This is a genomic window from Clostridium psychrophilum (assembly GCF_018861705.1).
In the GTDB taxonomy this organism is placed as follows: Bacteria; Bacillota; Clostridia; order Clostridiales; family Clostridiaceae; genus Clostridium_AD; species Clostridium_AD psychrophilum.
Map to the genome: position 1 here is coordinate 1 of NZ_JAHLEC010000069.1, position 16,715 is coordinate 16,715.

Here is a 16,715-nt window from a genome sequence, read left to right on the forward strand (position 1 = left end):
TGGATTCAAAGTTGCAGCATATAACTTTAAAAAGTTACTAATTAGCTTTCTTAAAAACACGGCTACCGCCTTAGTTGAGTTTTTTATTGAAATTTTCATATTAATTTACAACATTTTCAAGAGGCATAGCCTAAAATTTGAAATAGCTTAACTCCTACCGGAGAAAATATAGATTTTTGTGGCTTAATCATATTATTTCAAATGCTATAGTTATAAGGAGATGATAAGTTTGGATGCAAATGAGGATGATTTTACACTGAAAGCAGTTATATTTGACATGGATGGTGTAATTATTGACAGTGAACCAACACATATAAAGCTGGAAAATGAGATTTATAAAAAATTAGACATAGAAGTTACAGGAGACGAGCATCACTCTTTTGTAGGAGCAACCTCTCATTATATGTGGGAATCTCTAAAAAATAAACATAATCTTAATCAAACACTTGATGAGTTAATTGAAAATGATCGAAATAATTATTTTAAATACCTTAATTCAGATGAATGCGATATAACTCTTATTGATGGGGTAAAAGAGCTAATAAAGGACTTTCATGAGAATGGAATAAAACTAGCCATTGCCTCATCCTCTCCACTAAATGTGATTGTGACTATTGCAAAGAAATTTCAAATAGAAGAATACTTTGAAGTCTTTGTTACTGGTGACTATGTGCAAAGAAGTAAGCCTGAACCAGATATATTTCTTTTTGCATCAAAGAAGCTTGGCGTAAAGCCTGAAAATTGTCTAGTTATTGAGGATTCTCATAATGGGGTTCGTGCTGCTAAAAAAGCAGGTATGAAATGTGTAGGAATTAATAGCGATCCTACTGGAAGCCAAGATATTTCCATGGCAGATTTAGTGATAAATAGCTTTAAAGAAGTGAATTATATAAAATTAAGTTAATAATTGTAAGATTGTTATAAAAAAGCAAAATGGAGGATGTTATTTTAAAATAGCAAATTGTAAATACAATCTGTTTTACTATTCCACTATTTTATATTAGAATGTAATTTACAAAATAAAGAATAAGAGTCAGTAGATATATAAATATCCACTAGCTCTATTTTTTTTCTAAACAAAAAATGCTTCCAGTAAAGGCTACTGTTATTTTTATTAAGTAAATTTATAATATTAATATTTTACTGAATTTCCATATGCATATCGCCAGTTTTTATATCTTACTCATATACTGTTTTAAATCTTATATTTTCCTTCTTATCATTCTTATTAAACATTTCTTCACTCCTAAACTATGCCCAGGGCCAGATCCTTGGGTAATTATGTATAAAAACAAAATGAAAAATGATCTATTGAATAATATAGATTTTAGCTTTATACTTTTTATGTTATTGAATATTCTCCACAAACTGAATCTTTAATCCATTTGGATCTAATACGTAGAAAAACTTGGTATGTGAATTGGGCTGAAATGGTCCACTTTGAATATCTATACCTTTTTCCTTAACAAAAGCCATAACTTCATCTACTGAGTTTACTTCAAATCCAAGTGAAATATTTTGTCCAAAGCTTACTTCTTTTGAAACTTCATTACATATCAATTCAATCTTTGTTTCTCCCTCGCCTAAGAATGCAATTTCTACTCCTGTTCCTGCACTGAATCTTCTAATCACATCAAGTCCAACTATCTCTTTGTAAAACCTTAAAGAATCCTCTAAATTTTTAACTATTAATGTAGTCCAACAAAATTTCATAATTTGTTTTCTCCTTTTGAACTTTTTTATTATTTCTTCTTATTTAAAATAATGTTCCTTTATTTACAACACATAAATTTTGCTCATGTATTTTTCTCATATACTCAGATTCAAAATACATTTTCTTACCTGTTGATAACCCTTTTAAATATTCAATTGTCTGAAATATGTCTTGCTTTGTTAAATCTAAAGTATGACCTGCAACAATTTTTTGGGGATTATAATTCAAATAATTCCTAAGAGTATTTATATATGTGGATATATCAGCATTTTCAACATAAATAATTGGTTTTTCCAAATTATCACCTACATATAGTATCTTCTCATTATGGTCAAATATCGAAATGCTATCTGCAGTATGTCCAGGACTATGAAATAATTCAATGCCTTCATTATGGAACATAATTTTTTCTTTAAAAGTTATGTTTGGTAAACATTTTTCAGCTATGCCTGTGATATATCTTTTGTTTTTGTTTATTTGTACTTCCCATAATTCATCTAATAAATCTCTACACATTTCATGGCTGATAATATTTTTTTCTCTAAAACTACAGTTTCCCCAAACATGATCCCAATGAAAATGAGTATTAATAACCACCACTTTTTTATTACCGCAATTGTTATTCACTCTATTTAAAATGGGTTCCATACTCTCTGATCCACAAAAGGTATCAATAATAAATATCTTCGATTCATGTTCAATAAAAAAAACATTTGTTAAATAACTTTCAATATTGTCATAAATATATACAGTGGCGTCATGACTAATACTTTGAATATTCATTATTGACTCCTTTCACGGCTTCTCTTTAACTATATTTAACCCAATATTCCTTCTAAATATTCTCGAATAAATTATTTGCTACTCATCTTTTTATTTGGATAGATTTCCAATAACCGATCTGCCTTCTAATGATATTATTTTTTTATTAAATTTATCTCCAACTTTTCTCTCTATATAACGTAATTTAACATTATATATATTATATCATTATTTTTCTATCAACTTATATATTATAGCAACATAGTTTGTCCGTTTCACTTTCAACCTGTGTAGGGAGCCAGACCCTTGATAACTATTTTTTTGTAAACTACCATGACATTGTTAGATATAGGTTTTTTTAATGAAAAGAAAAGGATTAGAGCCTCTTATGCCTTAATCCTTTTCTTTTCATTTACAGGTGTCTGTGTGACTTATATGAATAGCTAATATCTCTTATTTGTCGCTTAAAGCTTTTTTAAGTGCTTTAATTTCATCTTGGTGTAATTGTTTACTTTTTCTATCACCTTTCTTATAATCTATAGGTAATAGGCTCTGTAAGATTTTAATTTGTCGCTTTATTTCGTCTTTCTCTTTTGGAATTTCAAATTTTGACATTTGTTTAACCCCCTTTTAATATTCTCTCATATATCTATTCTGCATTTGTAAGTTATTCCCTTCTAAATAATTATTTTTATTAGATTAACCACAATTTGTTTTGATAATTAAAGTTATATTCTTGCACCAAATAAAAAACATCTGAATTAACAAATGCTTTTTTCTTCGTAATATTATTCCTTAACTTCTTCTTTATGATTTGCTATAAGTTTATCGATTTCTTCGATTTCCAGATCTAGAATATATATTCTATTTCTACACTCTTCATCCAATGTAGATTGGGACCAAAGTTCATTTGATTTTTTATGTTCTTCTGAATATCTCAATTCTTCTGGAAAGCTAAAGGCCATCGCCTCATAGAAATCTGATTCTGCTTTGAACATGCCTATTTCTCTTCTTTTAATGGTCACATCATTTTTAAGGGCATTTCTCTCTTGTTCTCTATTCTTTTTTAATGTTTCTAATGCTTCCGTTACTTCTACATCAAACTTACCACTAAACAATTCTTCCATCCTGAATCATCTCCTAAATATACATTTCATATCAAAATGTAGTTTTCTTATATATGTACATATTTTTTTATTGATACTAAAAACATCTAAATTAATATATATTTCTAAATACTAATCATCAAGAAAAAATCTTTATATATATAGTGCTACCCCATATTCTTATTTTATATGTATTATTTTACAAACCTTATATTTCACTATATTATTAAATGTGTATCCATACACTAGACTATTTTAAATCCCTATGCTATTATTTCCAATATTAGTAGATGTTTAACTCTAAAATATTATTTTTATGATAAGTCCTTTGGCAAAGAAGTTTAATTTTAATTATGACGTTAAATATCTATAATACAATCTAAAATCAGTATTAATAATGATTTTTAAAAGAGGGGATATTATGAAAAAAGAACAATTGAAAACAAAAGACTTAACAAAAATGTCTATTATGGCCGCATTAGTTTTTTTAGCAACATATTTTATAAAAATTCCTTCAATAAATGGGTATACACATTTAGGGGATTGTATGATTTTTCTGTCAGTGTTAATTTTAGGTTGGCGCAAAGGGGCTTTAGCTGGTGGAATGGGTGCTTCTTTAGCTGACCTTTTAGGGGGGTACATGCAGTGGGTTATTCCAACGTTTTTTATAAAAGCTATAATGGCTATGATTATGGGATTAATCACTGAAAAATTGTTTCCTAATTTAAGATTTGGTTGGTTAATAGGTGCCTGCGTTGGAGGTATATTCCAAATCATAGCATATACATTTGTAAGAATGCTTTTATATGGAAAACTTTTAGCACTTACTGAACTTCCTATGTTAGCACTTCAAACTGTAAGTGGTGTTGGTTTAGCACTTGTTTTGGTGACAACATTATTAGAAGCCAATGTAATAACAAAGTTAAAGGAAATATAGTTGTAAAATCATCTCCTTCTGAGCTTCAACAGCTTCGAAGAAGATAAATAGACACAAATAAGACAAGTTATTAGAAAATCCAATAGCTTGTCTTATTTGCGATAATAATAATATTTAACCTTATCTTATTCAAAAGGACGTACTCTTAAAGGTACTCCAATATTATCACATACAGCCTTACAAGCATCTATTTCCTCTTGTCCAATACAATCTACTACTGTCATAACTATATTTGGAACATACTTTTTGCAGCTTACTGCAAATTTCAGCATGGCATCATAAGATTCTATACCAAATTTGCTACGAGTTAATTTTAAATATTCTTGTGCATTTGATGCATTAAGACTTATAGATACAGTATTAATTAAGCCTTTTAACAATGCAGCAGTTTCCTTTTTATTAACTAAATCCCCTAATCCATTAGTGTCTATACGGATTTGATTATTGCTACTTCTATTTTTTAAGTATTTTGCCACTTCTAATAGATCATCAAGACGGGTTAAAGGTTCTCCAAATCCACAGAATATAATTTCATTGAACTGAGTTAAATCATATTTTTCAAACTCCTCTATGACTTCTTTAGCAGTAGGTTCTGTATCTAACCATAGACTATTTGATTTAGCCATTTCCTTTGTGTTTCTTAAACAAAATACGCAAGAACAAGGGCAATTGTTAGTTAAATTAACATAAATATTTTTGTGGTCGGATTCTTTTTTAGTGAGAACAACATCTTTTAAATTGATATAAGCACCATTGTTATATGTATATAAAATAACCATATTCTATCTTCCTCTTTTCTTTATGTTTTAAATTTCTAATTAATATTAATAAGTACTAATAAATTACTAAATAACTTGCGTTATTGCAGCTCAGTCAAATATTCTTCAAAGCAAATACCATCACATACAGGCGTTCCGATTTTAACAGTATAATCAATAGCTTTACTAATAAACTCTGTGGCTTTTTTTACTGCAGTCACGATATCTACTCCTTTCACAATATTCGCAACCACAATGGAAGAAAATACATCTCCAGTGCCTGAACGATCTTCACCAATTTTTTTTGATTCTATTATGGTATAGGACTTTCCTGTTTCATATATAAAGTTTCGTATATTCCCATTGTGCTGCAATCCAGTGATAACAATTTTATCCGGGCCTTTTGTGCAAAGCTCTTTTGCAATATTCTCAAGTTGCTCAGGATTCAACTCTCTTTCTGGATAAGGAATGTCAAGAAGTCTACAGGCTTCAGTAAGATTAGGAGTCATTACATCTGCATATTTAATTAACTTCTTCATTTGATCACACATTTCCTGTGTATAGGTAGAATAAAGCTTACCATAGTCACCCATCACAGGATCAATCATGACAATAGTATCTTTTGTTTTAAAACTGCAAAGAAACTCTACAACAACATCAATCTGCTGTTTTGAACCTAAAAATCCAGTACAGATTCCATCAAATTGTAAATTAAGCTCTTTCCAATTATTCATATAATCCCTCATATGAGGAGTATAATCATCAAAAAAGAAACTTGGGAATCCCGTATGCGCCGATAATATTGCAGTAGGTAATGGACAACATTGTATCTTCATTGCAGATATAATAGGCAATGCAACTGCTATAGAACATCGTCCAAAACCAGTAATATCATTCACAATAGCAATTTTCTTTTGCTTGTTTAACATCATTGTAGCACCCACCTTTTCTAACAACCTTAATTATAATATAATTAAGGTAAAAAATAAAGTGTATGGATACGAAGCTTAAATAAAACTAAAAATATTATAGATAAATTCATATACACTTTTTGAATATTTTGTTTCATTATTAACGACATTTTAATAAACATATAGTATAATCTAAATAATATTAATTTAAAGCAGGTTAAAGAATACAATAAATTAGATATATATATAGAATTTGTAGAAAGAAAAGAAAATAAACTAATCCTTGAAGAACAAGGAGAATGGAGTAATATTAAATGTTTCAATCACACTTAGGAGAAATAGCTGCACTTGCAACTGCATTATGTTGGACAATTACTGCAGTTGCATTTGAAGCCGCAGGAAAAAAAGTCGGGTCGATATCTGTAAATCTAATAAGACTTGTCATCGCATTTATATTAATTTCAATTTATTGTTTATTTTCTAGAGGAATGATCTTACCAATAGATGCTTCCAATTCTACCTGGTTATGGTTAACCTTTTCAGGGATAATTGGTTTTGTAATAGGTGATCTATTTTTGTTTCAGGCATATGTTGAAGTTGGTGCACGTATAGCAATGTTAATTATGTCAACGGTTCCGCCAATAACAGCGATTGTAGGCTTCCTTCTTATGGGTGAGAAGATTACATTGCTAGGACTTGCTGGAATGATAATAACTATCGTTGGTATCTCTCTTGTAATCTTAACTAAAAATCCAGGTAATAAAAAAGTAAAGTTATCTCATCCAATTAAGGGATTAGCATATGCTTTTATTGGTGCATTAGGACAAGCCTTTGGTCTTGTTTTTAGTAAGTTTGGAATGGGATCATATGATCCGTTTGCTGCAACTCAAATTAGAATTATAGCTGCAATTATTGGGTTTTCAATTGTCATTTCTATATTAAAGAAATGGGGTGAGTTAATTGTTGCAGTTAAAGATAGAAGGGCAATGAAATACATTTCTATTGGCTCGTTATTTGGTCCATTTGTAGGAGTCTCCCTCTCATTACTCGCTGTTCAACATGCTTCGACTGGAATAGTTTCAACAATAACATCCATTACTCCAATACTACTAATACCTATTTCAATTATTGTGTTTAAGGAAAGAATTTTCCCAAGAGAAATATTTGGAGCAATTATAACTTTGTTAGGTATTTCACTTTTATTTATATAAGGAGTGTGTATAAAATATGTATCTAAAAGGAGTAGTTCACTAAAAGTAAACTACTCCTTTTTTTTACATATACGCTCTTAACTATTTACTAAATTTATAGTAACTTAATCAGCTCTTCTAACTCCTCTGACAAAACTTTTGCAAGCGTAAAATCAGTATCTTTTAAAGCCGATGCTATTTTTGTTTCAACTAATTTTTTCTTTTGTTCAATTTCTAAATAGACTTTGTCAAAATAATTAGCATAAATCATCTTTCTAAATTTTCTCATACTCGTTTTTCTAATTGTCTTATCTTCAATGATTAAAACATAATCCATACAGTTTACTATAGAATAAAAATCATGAGATATCATGAGAATCGCACCTTTATAATTTTCTATGGCTTTTTCCAGTGCTATTTGTGAATAGGTGTCTAAATGACTTGTCGGTTCATCAAGAAGCAGCATATTTGCATTACTAGCAGAAATTTTAGCCAGTTGAAGCATGTTTTTTTCTCCGCCAGATAAAGACCCTATCTTTTGATTAATAATTGCTTCTTCAAACCCATAGCTTAAAATATATGATTTAATCTCTTCATAAGTTTTAAAACCAGCATCAAAGAACTCTTCAAGTATCGTATTAGACTCATTTAGTGTCTTACCTTGACGTTGAGATAAATAAGCCACTTCAACTTGCTGATTTATCTCAATACAATCATTTTTATTTTCAAAGATTTCTTGAAGCAAAGTCGTTTTACCTGTACCATTTAATCCAACAAGAGCTACTTTATCAGTAGATTTAATCTCAAAGTTAACATTTTCTAAAAGTATCTCATCAAAGCTAACGCTGTAATCATTAACTTTTAAAGCAATGGTTTCCTCAATTTCATTATTCGCAACTAAATTGATGTTTGGCTCTTTAATATCTACAAATGGTGCTTTAATTCTACGTTTTTCAAATCTTTCTTGAATTTTAACTCTCGCATTTAGAGATTTTCCTCTAGCAGATTCAGTATGCTCAGTTGCGAGATATCTTAATTTTTTTATTAACAATTCGTTTCTCCAAAATTCTTCATCATCAGAAATAGCTAGTTCTTGCATTTCAATTTTACTTTGGAGTAATGAGAAGTTATAATCAATATAGGTTCCATCAAACTCTTGGAGCTCCTTATTTTCAAGATGCAAAATTTTGTTAAAACAATGATTCAATAGATATCTGTTATGCGTAATAATTAACATTGTTCCTTTATGTGAAATAATTAGGTCTTTAAGAGAATTAAGGTTTCCAAAATCTAAAAACACATCAGGTTCATCCATAATCATTAATTCTGGACTATTTAACATTTCCTTAATTACTTGAATAAGCTTAAATTCCCCACCACTAAGTTCAGATATCATTAGATCTTTATACTTAATTAAATTTGCAAGATTTAGGTTTTTGTTAATGTTGTTTTCGAAATCATCCCCGTTAATTGCGTTAAATGCATCCAAAGTTTGTTGATACTTTTCTAATAAAGAATCAATATCAGATGATGTTTCCATTTTGCTGCAAATAGATGTTATTTCATTTTGTAGTTTAATAAATTTTTCGCCAATATATTCGAAAACTGTAATTTCTTTTTTTTCACCTTGTTGTGAAAATTGACTTACATACCCAATTCTACAATTTGGATCCATCTCCAGTTTCCCATCAAACATATATTTTTCTGGCTCCATAATTATATCTACCAGTGTACTTTTTCCGCTACCATTTGTTCCTATAAAAGCACAATGCTCACCATCTTCTAATGTAAATGAAATGTTATTATATAGTTCCTTTTCCGGGAACGAGTAGGACAAGTTATTAACCTTTATCATATTATTACCTCTCTTTATCACTAAAAAAGAGCCTATAAAAATAAGCTCTTCAATATATTATCTTCTAAGTTACAATTTTAAATTTGATTTTTATGTAGTAAATACATTCTACTGAGTTTACCCTTGATAGCATAACATTTTTTAGGGTTAAGTTCAATCATTTCATTTTATCTACTCGAATTTACTTTCTCTTACCATATTATAAAGCATTCCTTGCTTTAACAAACTACTATTCCCGCCTAATGCATCTACTAATGTATAAGCAAATGGTAGGACTGAAGCTGGTCCTCTGCTAGTGATCAAGTGATCATCTACCGCAACAATATCTTCTACATAATTTGCATCTTTAAATAATGTAGTATTTTCATCTCCAGGATATGATGTTATTTTGCGTCCTTTAATAATTCCTGCTTTTTCTAAAATCATTGGTGCTGCACAAATAGCAGCAACAAATTTTTCCGGTGCTTTATCAAAATATTGTACTAATTTAATGACTCTTTCATCATCTCTTAAATTTGTTGCACCTGGTAATCCTCCAGGTAAAACAATCATATCGTATTCTTTTATTTCATCACTTATAATTTTATCTGCCAATACCCTAATACCATGACAACCTATTACCATTTCTTCATTGATACTTATCAAATTACATTGAAATCCTGCTCTTCTTAAAACATCAACTACAAATAATGCCTCGCCCTCTTCAAATCCTTCTGCTAAAAAAACTGCAATTTTTTTCAATTTAACTCTCCCTTTCTTTTACCAATATAACCTTGATTTATTTTCTACCTGAAGTTTCTTCCAGTATCTCTATCGTTCTTATTAAAGAACCTTCGAATTCTTCATCAGAAGAGTTTTTGAATATAAGCAAATCATCTTTTACACACGGATCATCCAACACAATAGGAATATCAAAATTAATTCCTGCAATATATTCATTCCAATGCGCAAGTTTCCATGTATCCCTATCAGAATTCCGCTCAATCATTCTTTGCTGTGTTACTTCAATTGAAGTTTCTACCCAAATAACAACTAAAGATGCGTTCTTTTCTTTTAATGCTACTTTTAGCTTTTTAATATAATTTAAATCTCGTATTTCTTTTGTAAATGGTGCATTTATTAGCACAATATCATCATAATTTAGGGCTTCCATTGCGAGTTCTACTATTGTTTCGTATTCATAATCACGTATATTTTCATTAAAAAAATCTGAGCTTCTGTTGTATTCTTCACCTGCTACAACAAAAATCTGTTTTGATAGTTTTATGAGTGTATCTTTATCAAGATAGACAACATGGCGTAATGCCTCGGCAAGCTTTTTTGAGATATAAGTTTTTCCACTTGCTGGTGGTGATGTTACTAAAATCAGTTTTTTCACAACAATCCTCTCCTAGTCAAAAATTCAAGTCTGAAACTCTTCAAACTTGTTCAACTTTTCATGTTCACGTTTATTATACCTCTTTTTTCTATTTAATATGTTAGCATATTCGCTTCGCTCATAAAAATCCCTAAAGTAAATGAACAATCGAGTTGATAAGCTTAGCGATTACAGTAAAAACTTAAAGTTTTTCTGTCTTAATATAAGATATTATGTTGTATTTCAAAATAAGTATAGATTTATTATCTCATTTAATGTATTATATTATATGTAAATGTTCTTATTTAGAATAAATGGTAATAAAATGTTATATTAAAAGACAGTTAAAATATAAAAAATAGAGTTATCTATAATTAAACTTGTTAGGTTGTCTATAGGTACATAGAAGGTGAAAAATGAATAACAATAACAAATATAATAATATTTTAGCAATAATTGCAATTACTAAATTTTCTACATTGCTATTTATATTAATACTTATTTTTAATGCCCCCTATAGTGGAACAAATTACATAAATCGTGTTGAATTTAATTGCACAATATTTCTTATATTTTTATCATTATCTTATGTATTGTGGTGGTTTATTTACTTTAAAGGTAACTTTAAAAAATCAAAAAAACTTTTAGTTGTGGAAGATATCTTATTTATTTTTATTCTATCTTTATTTATTTTATTATCTGGCTCTTATCAGAGTCCATATAAATATCTATTTTTTCTTAGTATTATCACAGCAACCATATCCGAAGGTAAAAAGCGTGGTTTGATACTTTCTTATATATCATCGGCTATTATATTATCCATAGATTTGACTTTTGTTTCTAATTTAGTAGTAAACACCTATTTTGAAAATGACCTGCTGTTATCAGGAGGCTTTATCGTTATCGCATGGATATTAGGACAACACGTAACTTTTGAAAGCAATCAAATAAAACTATTAGAAATGGAATTACAAATGCTAAAGTTAAAAAAGGATGCAAAAACAAATATTGAACTATTAAATGAAACTAAAGAACAAAATAAATTTATAACAGAGTTCTTTTGTAACATATCACATGAATTGAAAACTCCTTTAAATGTAATTTTTTCTTCTCTGCAAATGATGAATATGTATAATGAAAGCCATGATGAAGAAATTATTAAAAAAAGGAAAAAATACTTGCATATAATGAAACAAAATTGTTATAGACTTATTAAATTAATTAATAATTTATTGGACATGACAAAACTAGATTCAGGATTTATTACTCTGCAAATGGAGAATGAAAACATTATTAGTTTTATTGAAGATATTACCATGTCTATAATTTCTCTCGCTGAAACTAAAGGTATAGAAATAATATTTGACACTAATGTTGAAGAAAAGGTAATGGCATTTGATGGAGATAAAATAGAGAGAATTATACTTAACTTACTTTCAAACGCTTTAAAATTTACAGACAGAGGAGGTAAAATATATGTAACCGTATCGGATAAAGTGGACAATGTTGTGATATCAGTTAGAGATACGGGAGTAGGTATACCCTCGGATAAAAAAGAAATGATTTTCGGGAGATTTATGCAGGTGGATAAAACCTTAAAAAGAAATAATGAAGGAACTGGTATAGGACTTTCTCTAGTTAAATCTTTTGTGGAACTACATAAAGGCAAGATAATTCTTAAAAGTGAACCGAATATTGGGAGTGAATTTATTATCATTCTTCCGGTAAATCTAATAAGTAAATCACAGGATGTACCAGAAATGAAAAAAGACCTAACTGATCAAATCAGTATTGAGCTATCCGATATATATACAGAATAATTCAAACGTAAAGGAGAAATAACTTTTGATAAAATTTTCATTACTAGAATTACTAATTAGAGGAATACCCGAGGGAGCAATTTATATGTGGGCATGTTATCTTTTATCTAAAACTAAGTTTCATTTAAATAGATATTTATTGTCAGCTGCATTATTAATATTTACAACTACTATAGTGAGAAGCTTACCTATAATTTTAGGAATAAATACTGTATTATTTTTAGCTATAATGATTATAACAAATATAAATATAAACAAAATAAGTATTATCAAATCTATAAGCGTAAGTGTAAGTGTTATTATTTTAGAATCTTTATGCGAACTTATCAATATGTTAATGATTAAATTTATGTTTAAAGTGGATTTAACCTTTGTATGGAGTAATCCTTTTTTAAAAACAATTTACGGGATTCCATCTCTTGTGTTATTCATACTTTCAATTATAATAATTAATGCAGTGTTGAATAAAAAGAAATTTTTTAAAAAAGAAATAATATAGCAAAAAATAAGTCCTAACATTGGGCTTATTTTTTAATTTACAGATGGTTATCTGTCTTATTTAATTTATACTAAATCTGAAATTCTCAAACAATTAGCTTAACCTTCTTTGTCATATGTCTTTAGCAATTTTTTTAAGTTTAATAACCTGTTCTTCTGTTCCTAGAACCACCATGGTATCGCCCATTTTTAGTACATGATTAGAACTTGGATTAAAAACTAATTTTTTATCAATAATAGTCTTGATGGCTAAAACTATTAAACCTGTTTTTTCAGGAATTCTAGCCTCCATAAGGCTAATATTTATTATAATGGAATCTTCACAAATAGTAACATCCTCTAAATGTAAAATTAGATCTCCATCATGAGTTACTATATCTAAAAAAGCAATAACGGTAGGTCTAAGCATTAGAGCTGCCATTCTAGTTCCACCTATTTCATTTGGAGAAATTGTATTGTTTGCGCCTGCTTTTTTTAACCTCTCATTTGCATTTTTATTTATAGCCCTTGATACAATATATAAACTGCTATTCATTTCTCTTGCCGTTAGGACAGTATAAACATTGTCCGCATCTGTAGACAATGAAGAAATAAGACCTTTAGCAAGCTTTATTCCTGCCTTATCTAATACCTCCTCCTGCGTGGCATCTCCTTGAATAGCATATACTTTATTTTCTATTAGTTCCCTTATTATTCCTTCATCCTTATCTATTACAATGAATGGAACACTACTTTTTTTAAATTGTTTTATAGCATTTCCCCCTGTTTCACCTCCTCCACATATTATATAGTGATCTTTTAGCTTGCTTATCCCAACTTCCATACGTCTCCTCCTCCAGGCATCTTTTAAATCTCCTTCTAAAAAAGAAGACACAATACTACTAAATATGTACCCTACAGTACCCAAGCTTAAAAAAATAAGAAATATAGTAAAAAGCTTAGCTTTTGCATCCATAGTGGCCACTTCCGCATATCCTACTGTTGATATTGTTATAACCGTCATATATAATGCATCTACAATGCTAACATCTAATAAAAATTTATATCCCACTGTTCCTATGAGGAGCAACGCTATTAGTATGGTGATAACGAAATTAAATTTACGATAACCTTTCATAACTTCTCCTCCTAATTCACTAAAAAAATTATACCATAAAAAGGTATATTTTATATAATAAACATTCGAATTAGCTAAATGATATATATATCATCATAAAAACAAGAGCAACAATTGGATAATTTTAGAATTATCTAACTGTTGCTTTTGTGGTATATTATTTTATACTTTTCAAGTTATATTCTAATGTTTAATTAATTTAAACCTTACATTATTACAACTGAGACTCCATCTAATATTTCTGTAATAAAAAATACTAAGTTTTCTATTTATTAATAATGATTTCTTTTCCTTCTTTCCGCATCTTAGCAAATTCAGCTACTGCTGTGAAAAGTACATCCGTGGATGAATTAAGTGCCGTTTCGCAAGCATCTTGTAAAACACCTACGATAAAACCTACACCAACTACCTTCATAGCAATATCATTTGGTATACCAAATAAACTACATGCTAGAGGGATCAGTAATAACGAACCACCTGCTACTCCTGAAGCACCACAAGCAGCTACTGCTGACAATAAACTAAGTATAAGTGCTGTAGGAATATCTACCTTAATTCCAAGTGTAGCAACTGCTGCAAGTGTTAAAACAGAAATCGTAACTGCTGCACCACCCATATTAATTGTAGAACCTAATGGAATAGATACAGCATAAGTATCTTTATCTAAACCTAGTTTTTCACACAAACTCATATTTACAGGGATATTTGCAGCCGAACTACGTGTAAAGAATGCTGTAATACCACTTTCCTTTAAGCACATAAACACAAGTGGGTATGGATTCTTACGAATATTAATGTAAACAATAATTGGATTGACAACAAGAGCCACAAAAAGCATACAACCAATCAGAACTGCAAGTAAATGTCCATAGCTAGCTAAAGCCTTAACTCCAGTTGTAGAAATAGCCTCAAAAACGAGACCCATGATTCCAAGTGGTGCAAAGTCTATGACCCATTTAACTATTTGAGTTACTGCATCCGAAAAATTAGTAATCATCGTTTTTGTAGTATCAGGTGCATTTTTTAAAGCAGCACCAAGAATTAACGCCCAAGACAATATACCAATGTAATTGGCATTATAAAGTGCTTTTACTGGGTTATCAACAACGTTCATTAGTAATGCTTTAAGAACCTCTACAACTCCTCCAGGTGGTGTAAGTCCTTCTTTAGCAATTCCGAGTGTCAATACTACTGGAAATATAAAGCTTACAATAACCGCTGTAAGTCCAGCTAAAAATGTTCCTAAAAGATAAAGTACTATAATGGATTTCATATTGGTTTGATGACCACTCTTATGTTTGGATATGGCCGACATAATCAAGAAAAATACCAATATAGGTGCAATTGATTTCAAAGCACCAACAAATAAAGAACCAAAAATAATAACGAATTTTGCTTGTTGTGGAATAGTGAAAGCTAAGATAATGCCAATAACTAAGCCTATAATTATTCGTAGCACTAGTGTTATTTGACTCCACTTTTTAAATAGTTTTTTCATAATATTTTCTCCTCCAATAACTGACAATAATGAAATAGTGCAAGTTTAATATGTATAATAATTTATTTTAACATTCATAATATATTAATTCAACACAAAGTTAGCTTTTATTACATAATTTTCAAAGACAATAAAAAAAGCTATGCCAGTATTTAACTGATTATAACTTTTATAGTATATTAATTTATTCTTATATTAAATTTGTTTTTACAATCATTCGAAGGCTACTTTGCTCTAAACTTATTAAGATATTCAGATGCAGATCTATTCATCTCTAGTGAGTAATCCGACATATACTTACGCTTACAAAAAGTTTTGATATCTTCGCTAATATCTTCATTTAAAAAATCTGCCTTTTTATTTCTTATTCTTTGCATTTCTATATGTTCTTCTTTATTTAGTCTACGATATTTATTTTCATATACTATATACTTCTCATCGAAACGTACCGGCTTTCTCCTATTCTTTTGAGCCTCAACAGGATAACCAAAAATCAACATGGCAGCAGGCATAACATAATCTGGAAGATCTAATATTTTTCTAATAGTTTCACAATTCTCAATAATATCACCAATGTAACACGAACCAATTCCTAAAGATTCTGCAGCTACTACTGTGTTTTGAGCAGCTATTGTTGCATCAGTATAGGCAAGAAGGATATCACCCTCCCCTGGTGTTCTTGGATTACAATTTTCTGAATCAAAAGCATCATACCATCTTTGATAATCTGCAAGAAATATAAGCACTAAAGGAGCTTTTGCAATAAAAGATTGATTATCGCATTTTACTGATAGTTGTTTCTTTAATTTTTCATCAGTAATATCAATTATGCTATAAAGCATCATTGCACCCGCAGTTGGAGCTTCAAATGCTGCATTTAATATTTCTTTTTTTGCCTCACCCAAGATTGGCTTATTTTCAAATATTCTCATGGATTTTCTATCCTTAATTTGTCTTAAAACCTCATTCATATAATAACCCCCTTGTATTAATCAGAGCTTTCACGGAAACTCCTTAGCTCCTGTGATTACTCACTTTTAGTATTATTAATTTTTGTTGATTCCCCCATTTTTTTGCATAAAACACTTGACAAGTCTGTAAAATTTTGAAAATCTCCTCCTAAAGACATGTTTTAAAAGGAGGATTATTTTATGCTAAAAAATTGGAGCTCTCATGCTGATTATCAGCAATT

17 protein-coding genes are annotated in these 16,715 nt (G+C 29.4%); 5 read left to right on the plus strand and 12 right to left on the minus strand.

The features are described 5' to 3' along the window. Positions 1-229: 229 nt before the first annotated feature. Entirely contained in the window at positions 230-904 is a 675-nt protein-coding gene (locus tag KPL38_RS13135; RefSeq protein WP_246577961.1) for an HAD family hydrolase, read from the plus strand. A 443-nt stretch (positions 905-1,347) separates the two neighbouring features. Here KPL38_RS13135 and KPL38_RS13140 read toward each other — a convergent pair whose 3' ends face one another. The 4 genes from KPL38_RS13140 to KPL38_RS13155 all read right to left on the minus strand — a co-directional run bounded on the left by KPL38_RS13140 (position 1,348) and on the right by KPL38_RS13155 (position 3,594). Beyond that, entirely contained in the window at positions 1,348-1,713 is a 366-nt protein-coding gene (locus KPL38_RS13140; RefSeq protein ID WP_216289594.1) for a VOC family protein, read from the minus strand. A gap of 43 nt (positions 1,714-1,756) precedes the next feature. Beyond that, complete coding sequence (locus tag KPL38_RS13145; protein ID WP_216289595.1) at positions 1,757-2,497, minus strand: MBL fold metallo-hydrolase; 741 nt, start codon at positions 2,495-2,497, stop codon at positions 1,757-1,759. 432 nt (positions 2,498-2,929) lie between these two features. After that, complete coding sequence (locus tag KPL38_RS13150) at positions 2,930-3,091, minus strand: hypothetical protein (protein WP_216289596.1); 162 nt, start codon at positions 3,089-3,091, stop codon at positions 2,930-2,932. 173 nt (positions 3,092-3,264) lie between these two features. Beyond that, positions 3,265-3,594 (minus strand): hypothetical protein, encoded by a 330-nt coding sequence (locus tag KPL38_RS13155; RefSeq protein ID WP_216289598.1) that lies wholly within the window; start codon positions 3,592-3,594, stop codon positions 3,265-3,267. Between the two features lie 409 nt (positions 3,595-4,003). Between KPL38_RS13155 and KPL38_RS13160 the strand changes: the two genes are divergently transcribed. Continuing rightward, positions 4,004-4,519, plus strand: coding sequence for an ECF transporter S component (locus KPL38_RS13160; protein WP_216289599.1), 516 nt, complete (start codon positions 4,004-4,006; stop codon positions 4,517-4,519). Positions 4,520-4,644: 125 nt separating this feature from the next. On the opposite strand, the gene KPL38_RS13165 is transcribed toward KPL38_RS13160, so the two are convergent. Beyond that, a complete protein-coding gene (locus tag KPL38_RS13165) occupies positions 4,645-5,298 on the minus strand; it encodes a TIGR04100 family radical SAM protein (protein ID WP_216289600.1) in 654 nt (217 codons plus the stop codon). A gap of 80 nt (positions 5,299-5,378) precedes the next feature. Further along, a complete protein-coding gene (locus KPL38_RS13170) occupies positions 5,379-6,209 on the minus strand; it encodes a pyridoxamine kinase (RefSeq protein ID WP_216289601.1) in 831 nt (276 codons plus the stop codon). 293 nt (positions 6,210-6,502) lie between these two features. Here KPL38_RS13170 and KPL38_RS13175 point away from each other — a divergent pair, with 293 nt between their 5' ends. Beyond that, positions 6,503-7,399: a DMT family transporter gene (locus KPL38_RS13175; RefSeq protein ID WP_216289602.1), complete on the plus strand. Its 897-nt coding sequence runs from the start codon at positions 6,503-6,505 to the stop codon at positions 7,397-7,399. Positions 7,400-7,493: 94 nt separating this feature from the next. On the opposite strand, the gene KPL38_RS13180 is transcribed toward KPL38_RS13175, so the two are convergent. The 3 genes from KPL38_RS13180 to KPL38_RS13190 all read right to left on the minus strand — a co-directional run bounded on the left by KPL38_RS13180 (position 7,494) and on the right by KPL38_RS13190 (position 10,611). After that, entirely contained in the window at positions 7,494-9,233 is a 1,740-nt protein-coding gene (locus tag KPL38_RS13180; protein ID WP_216289603.1) for an ABC-F family ATP-binding cassette domain-containing protein, read from the minus strand. A 171-nt stretch (positions 9,234-9,404) separates the two neighbouring features. Next, complete coding sequence (locus tag KPL38_RS13185; protein ID WP_216289604.1) at positions 9,405-9,974, minus strand: DJ-1 family glyoxalase III; 570 nt, start codon at positions 9,972-9,974, stop codon at positions 9,405-9,407. A gap of 37 nt (positions 9,975-10,011) precedes the next feature. Further along, positions 10,012-10,611 (minus strand): P-loop nucleotide/nucleoside kinase family protein, encoded by a 600-nt coding sequence (locus tag KPL38_RS13190; protein WP_216289605.1) that lies wholly within the window; start codon positions 10,609-10,611, stop codon positions 10,012-10,014. 395 nt (positions 10,612-11,006) lie between these two features. Between KPL38_RS13190 and KPL38_RS13195 the strand changes: the two genes are divergently transcribed. Beyond that, a complete protein-coding gene (locus KPL38_RS13195; RefSeq protein WP_216289606.1) occupies positions 11,007-12,410 on the plus strand; it encodes a sensor histidine kinase in 1,404 nt (467 codons plus the stop codon). Positions 12,411-12,435: 25 nt separating this feature from the next. Then, positions 12,436-12,909 carry a hypothetical protein gene (locus tag KPL38_RS13200; RefSeq protein WP_216289608.1) on the plus strand — a complete coding sequence of 158 codons (474 nt, stop codon included), beginning with the start codon at positions 12,436-12,438 and terminating at the stop codon, positions 12,907-12,909. 111 nt (positions 12,910-13,020) lie between these two features. On the opposite strand, the gene KPL38_RS13205 is transcribed toward KPL38_RS13200, so the two are convergent. The 3 genes from KPL38_RS13205 to KPL38_RS13215 all read right to left on the minus strand — a co-directional run bounded on the left by KPL38_RS13205 (position 13,021) and on the right by KPL38_RS13215 (position 16,494). Beyond that, positions 13,021-14,025 carry a potassium channel family protein gene (locus KPL38_RS13205; protein ID WP_216289609.1) on the minus strand — a complete coding sequence of 335 codons (1,005 nt, stop codon included), beginning with the start codon at positions 14,023-14,025 and terminating at the stop codon, positions 13,021-13,023. Between the two features lie 265 nt (positions 14,026-14,290). Beyond that, positions 14,291-15,523: a serine/threonine transporter SstT gene (sstT, locus tag KPL38_RS13210; RefSeq protein ID WP_216289610.1), complete on the minus strand. Its 1,233-nt coding sequence runs from the start codon at positions 15,521-15,523 to the stop codon at positions 14,291-14,293. Positions 15,524-15,747: 224 nt separating this feature from the next. Beyond that, entirely contained in the window at positions 15,748-16,494 is a 747-nt protein-coding gene (locus KPL38_RS13215) for a nitroreductase family protein (RefSeq protein WP_216289611.1), read from the minus strand. Between the last annotated feature and the right edge of the window lie 221 nt (positions 16,495-16,715).

What these genes read in the sequence shown, in the direction of transcription:
- KPL38_RS13140 (WP_216289594.1), bottom strand. Translation starts at nt 1,713, where the DNA reads ATGAAATTTTGTTGGACTACATTAATAGTTAAAAATTTAGAGGATTCT.
- KPL38_RS13145 (WP_216289595.1), bottom strand. Translation starts at nt 2,497, where the DNA reads ATGAATATTCAAAGTATTAGTCATGACGCCACTGTATATATTTATGAC.
- KPL38_RS13150 (WP_216289596.1), bottom strand. Translation starts at nt 3,091, where the DNA reads ATGTCAAAATTTGAAATTCCAAAAGAGAAAGACGAAATAAAGCGACAA.
- KPL38_RS13160 (WP_216289599.1), top strand. Translation starts at nt 4,004, where the DNA reads ATGAAAAAAGAACAATTGAAAACAAAAGACTTAACAAAAATGTCTATT.
- KPL38_RS13165 (WP_216289600.1), bottom strand. Translation starts at nt 5,298, where the DNA reads ATGGTTATTTTATATACATATAACAATGGTGCTTATATCAATTTAAAA.
- KPL38_RS13170 (WP_216289601.1), bottom strand. Translation starts at nt 6,209, where the DNA reads ATGATGTTAAACAAGCAAAAGAAAATTGCTATTGTGAATGATATTACT.
- KPL38_RS13175 (WP_216289602.1), top strand. Translation starts at nt 6,503, where the DNA reads ATGTTTCAATCACACTTAGGAGAAATAGCTGCACTTGCAACTGCATTA.
- KPL38_RS13180 (WP_216289603.1), bottom strand. Translation starts at nt 9,233, where the DNA reads ATGATAAAGGTTAATAACTTGTCCTACTCGTTCCCGGAAAAGGAACTA.
- KPL38_RS13195 (WP_216289606.1), top strand. Translation starts at nt 11,007, where the DNA reads ATGAATAACAATAACAAATATAATAATATTTTAGCAATAATTGCAATT.
- KPL38_RS13205 (WP_216289609.1), bottom strand. Translation starts at nt 14,025, where the DNA reads ATGAAAGGTTATCGTAAATTTAATTTCGTTATCACCATACTAATAGCG.
- sstT (WP_216289610.1), bottom strand. Translation starts at nt 15,523, where the DNA reads ATGAAAAAACTATTTAAAAAGTGGAGTCAAATAACACTAGTGCTACGA.
- KPL38_RS13215 (WP_216289611.1), bottom strand. Translation starts at nt 16,494, where the DNA reads ATGAATGAGGTTTTAAGACAAATTAAGGATAGAAAATCCATGAGAATA.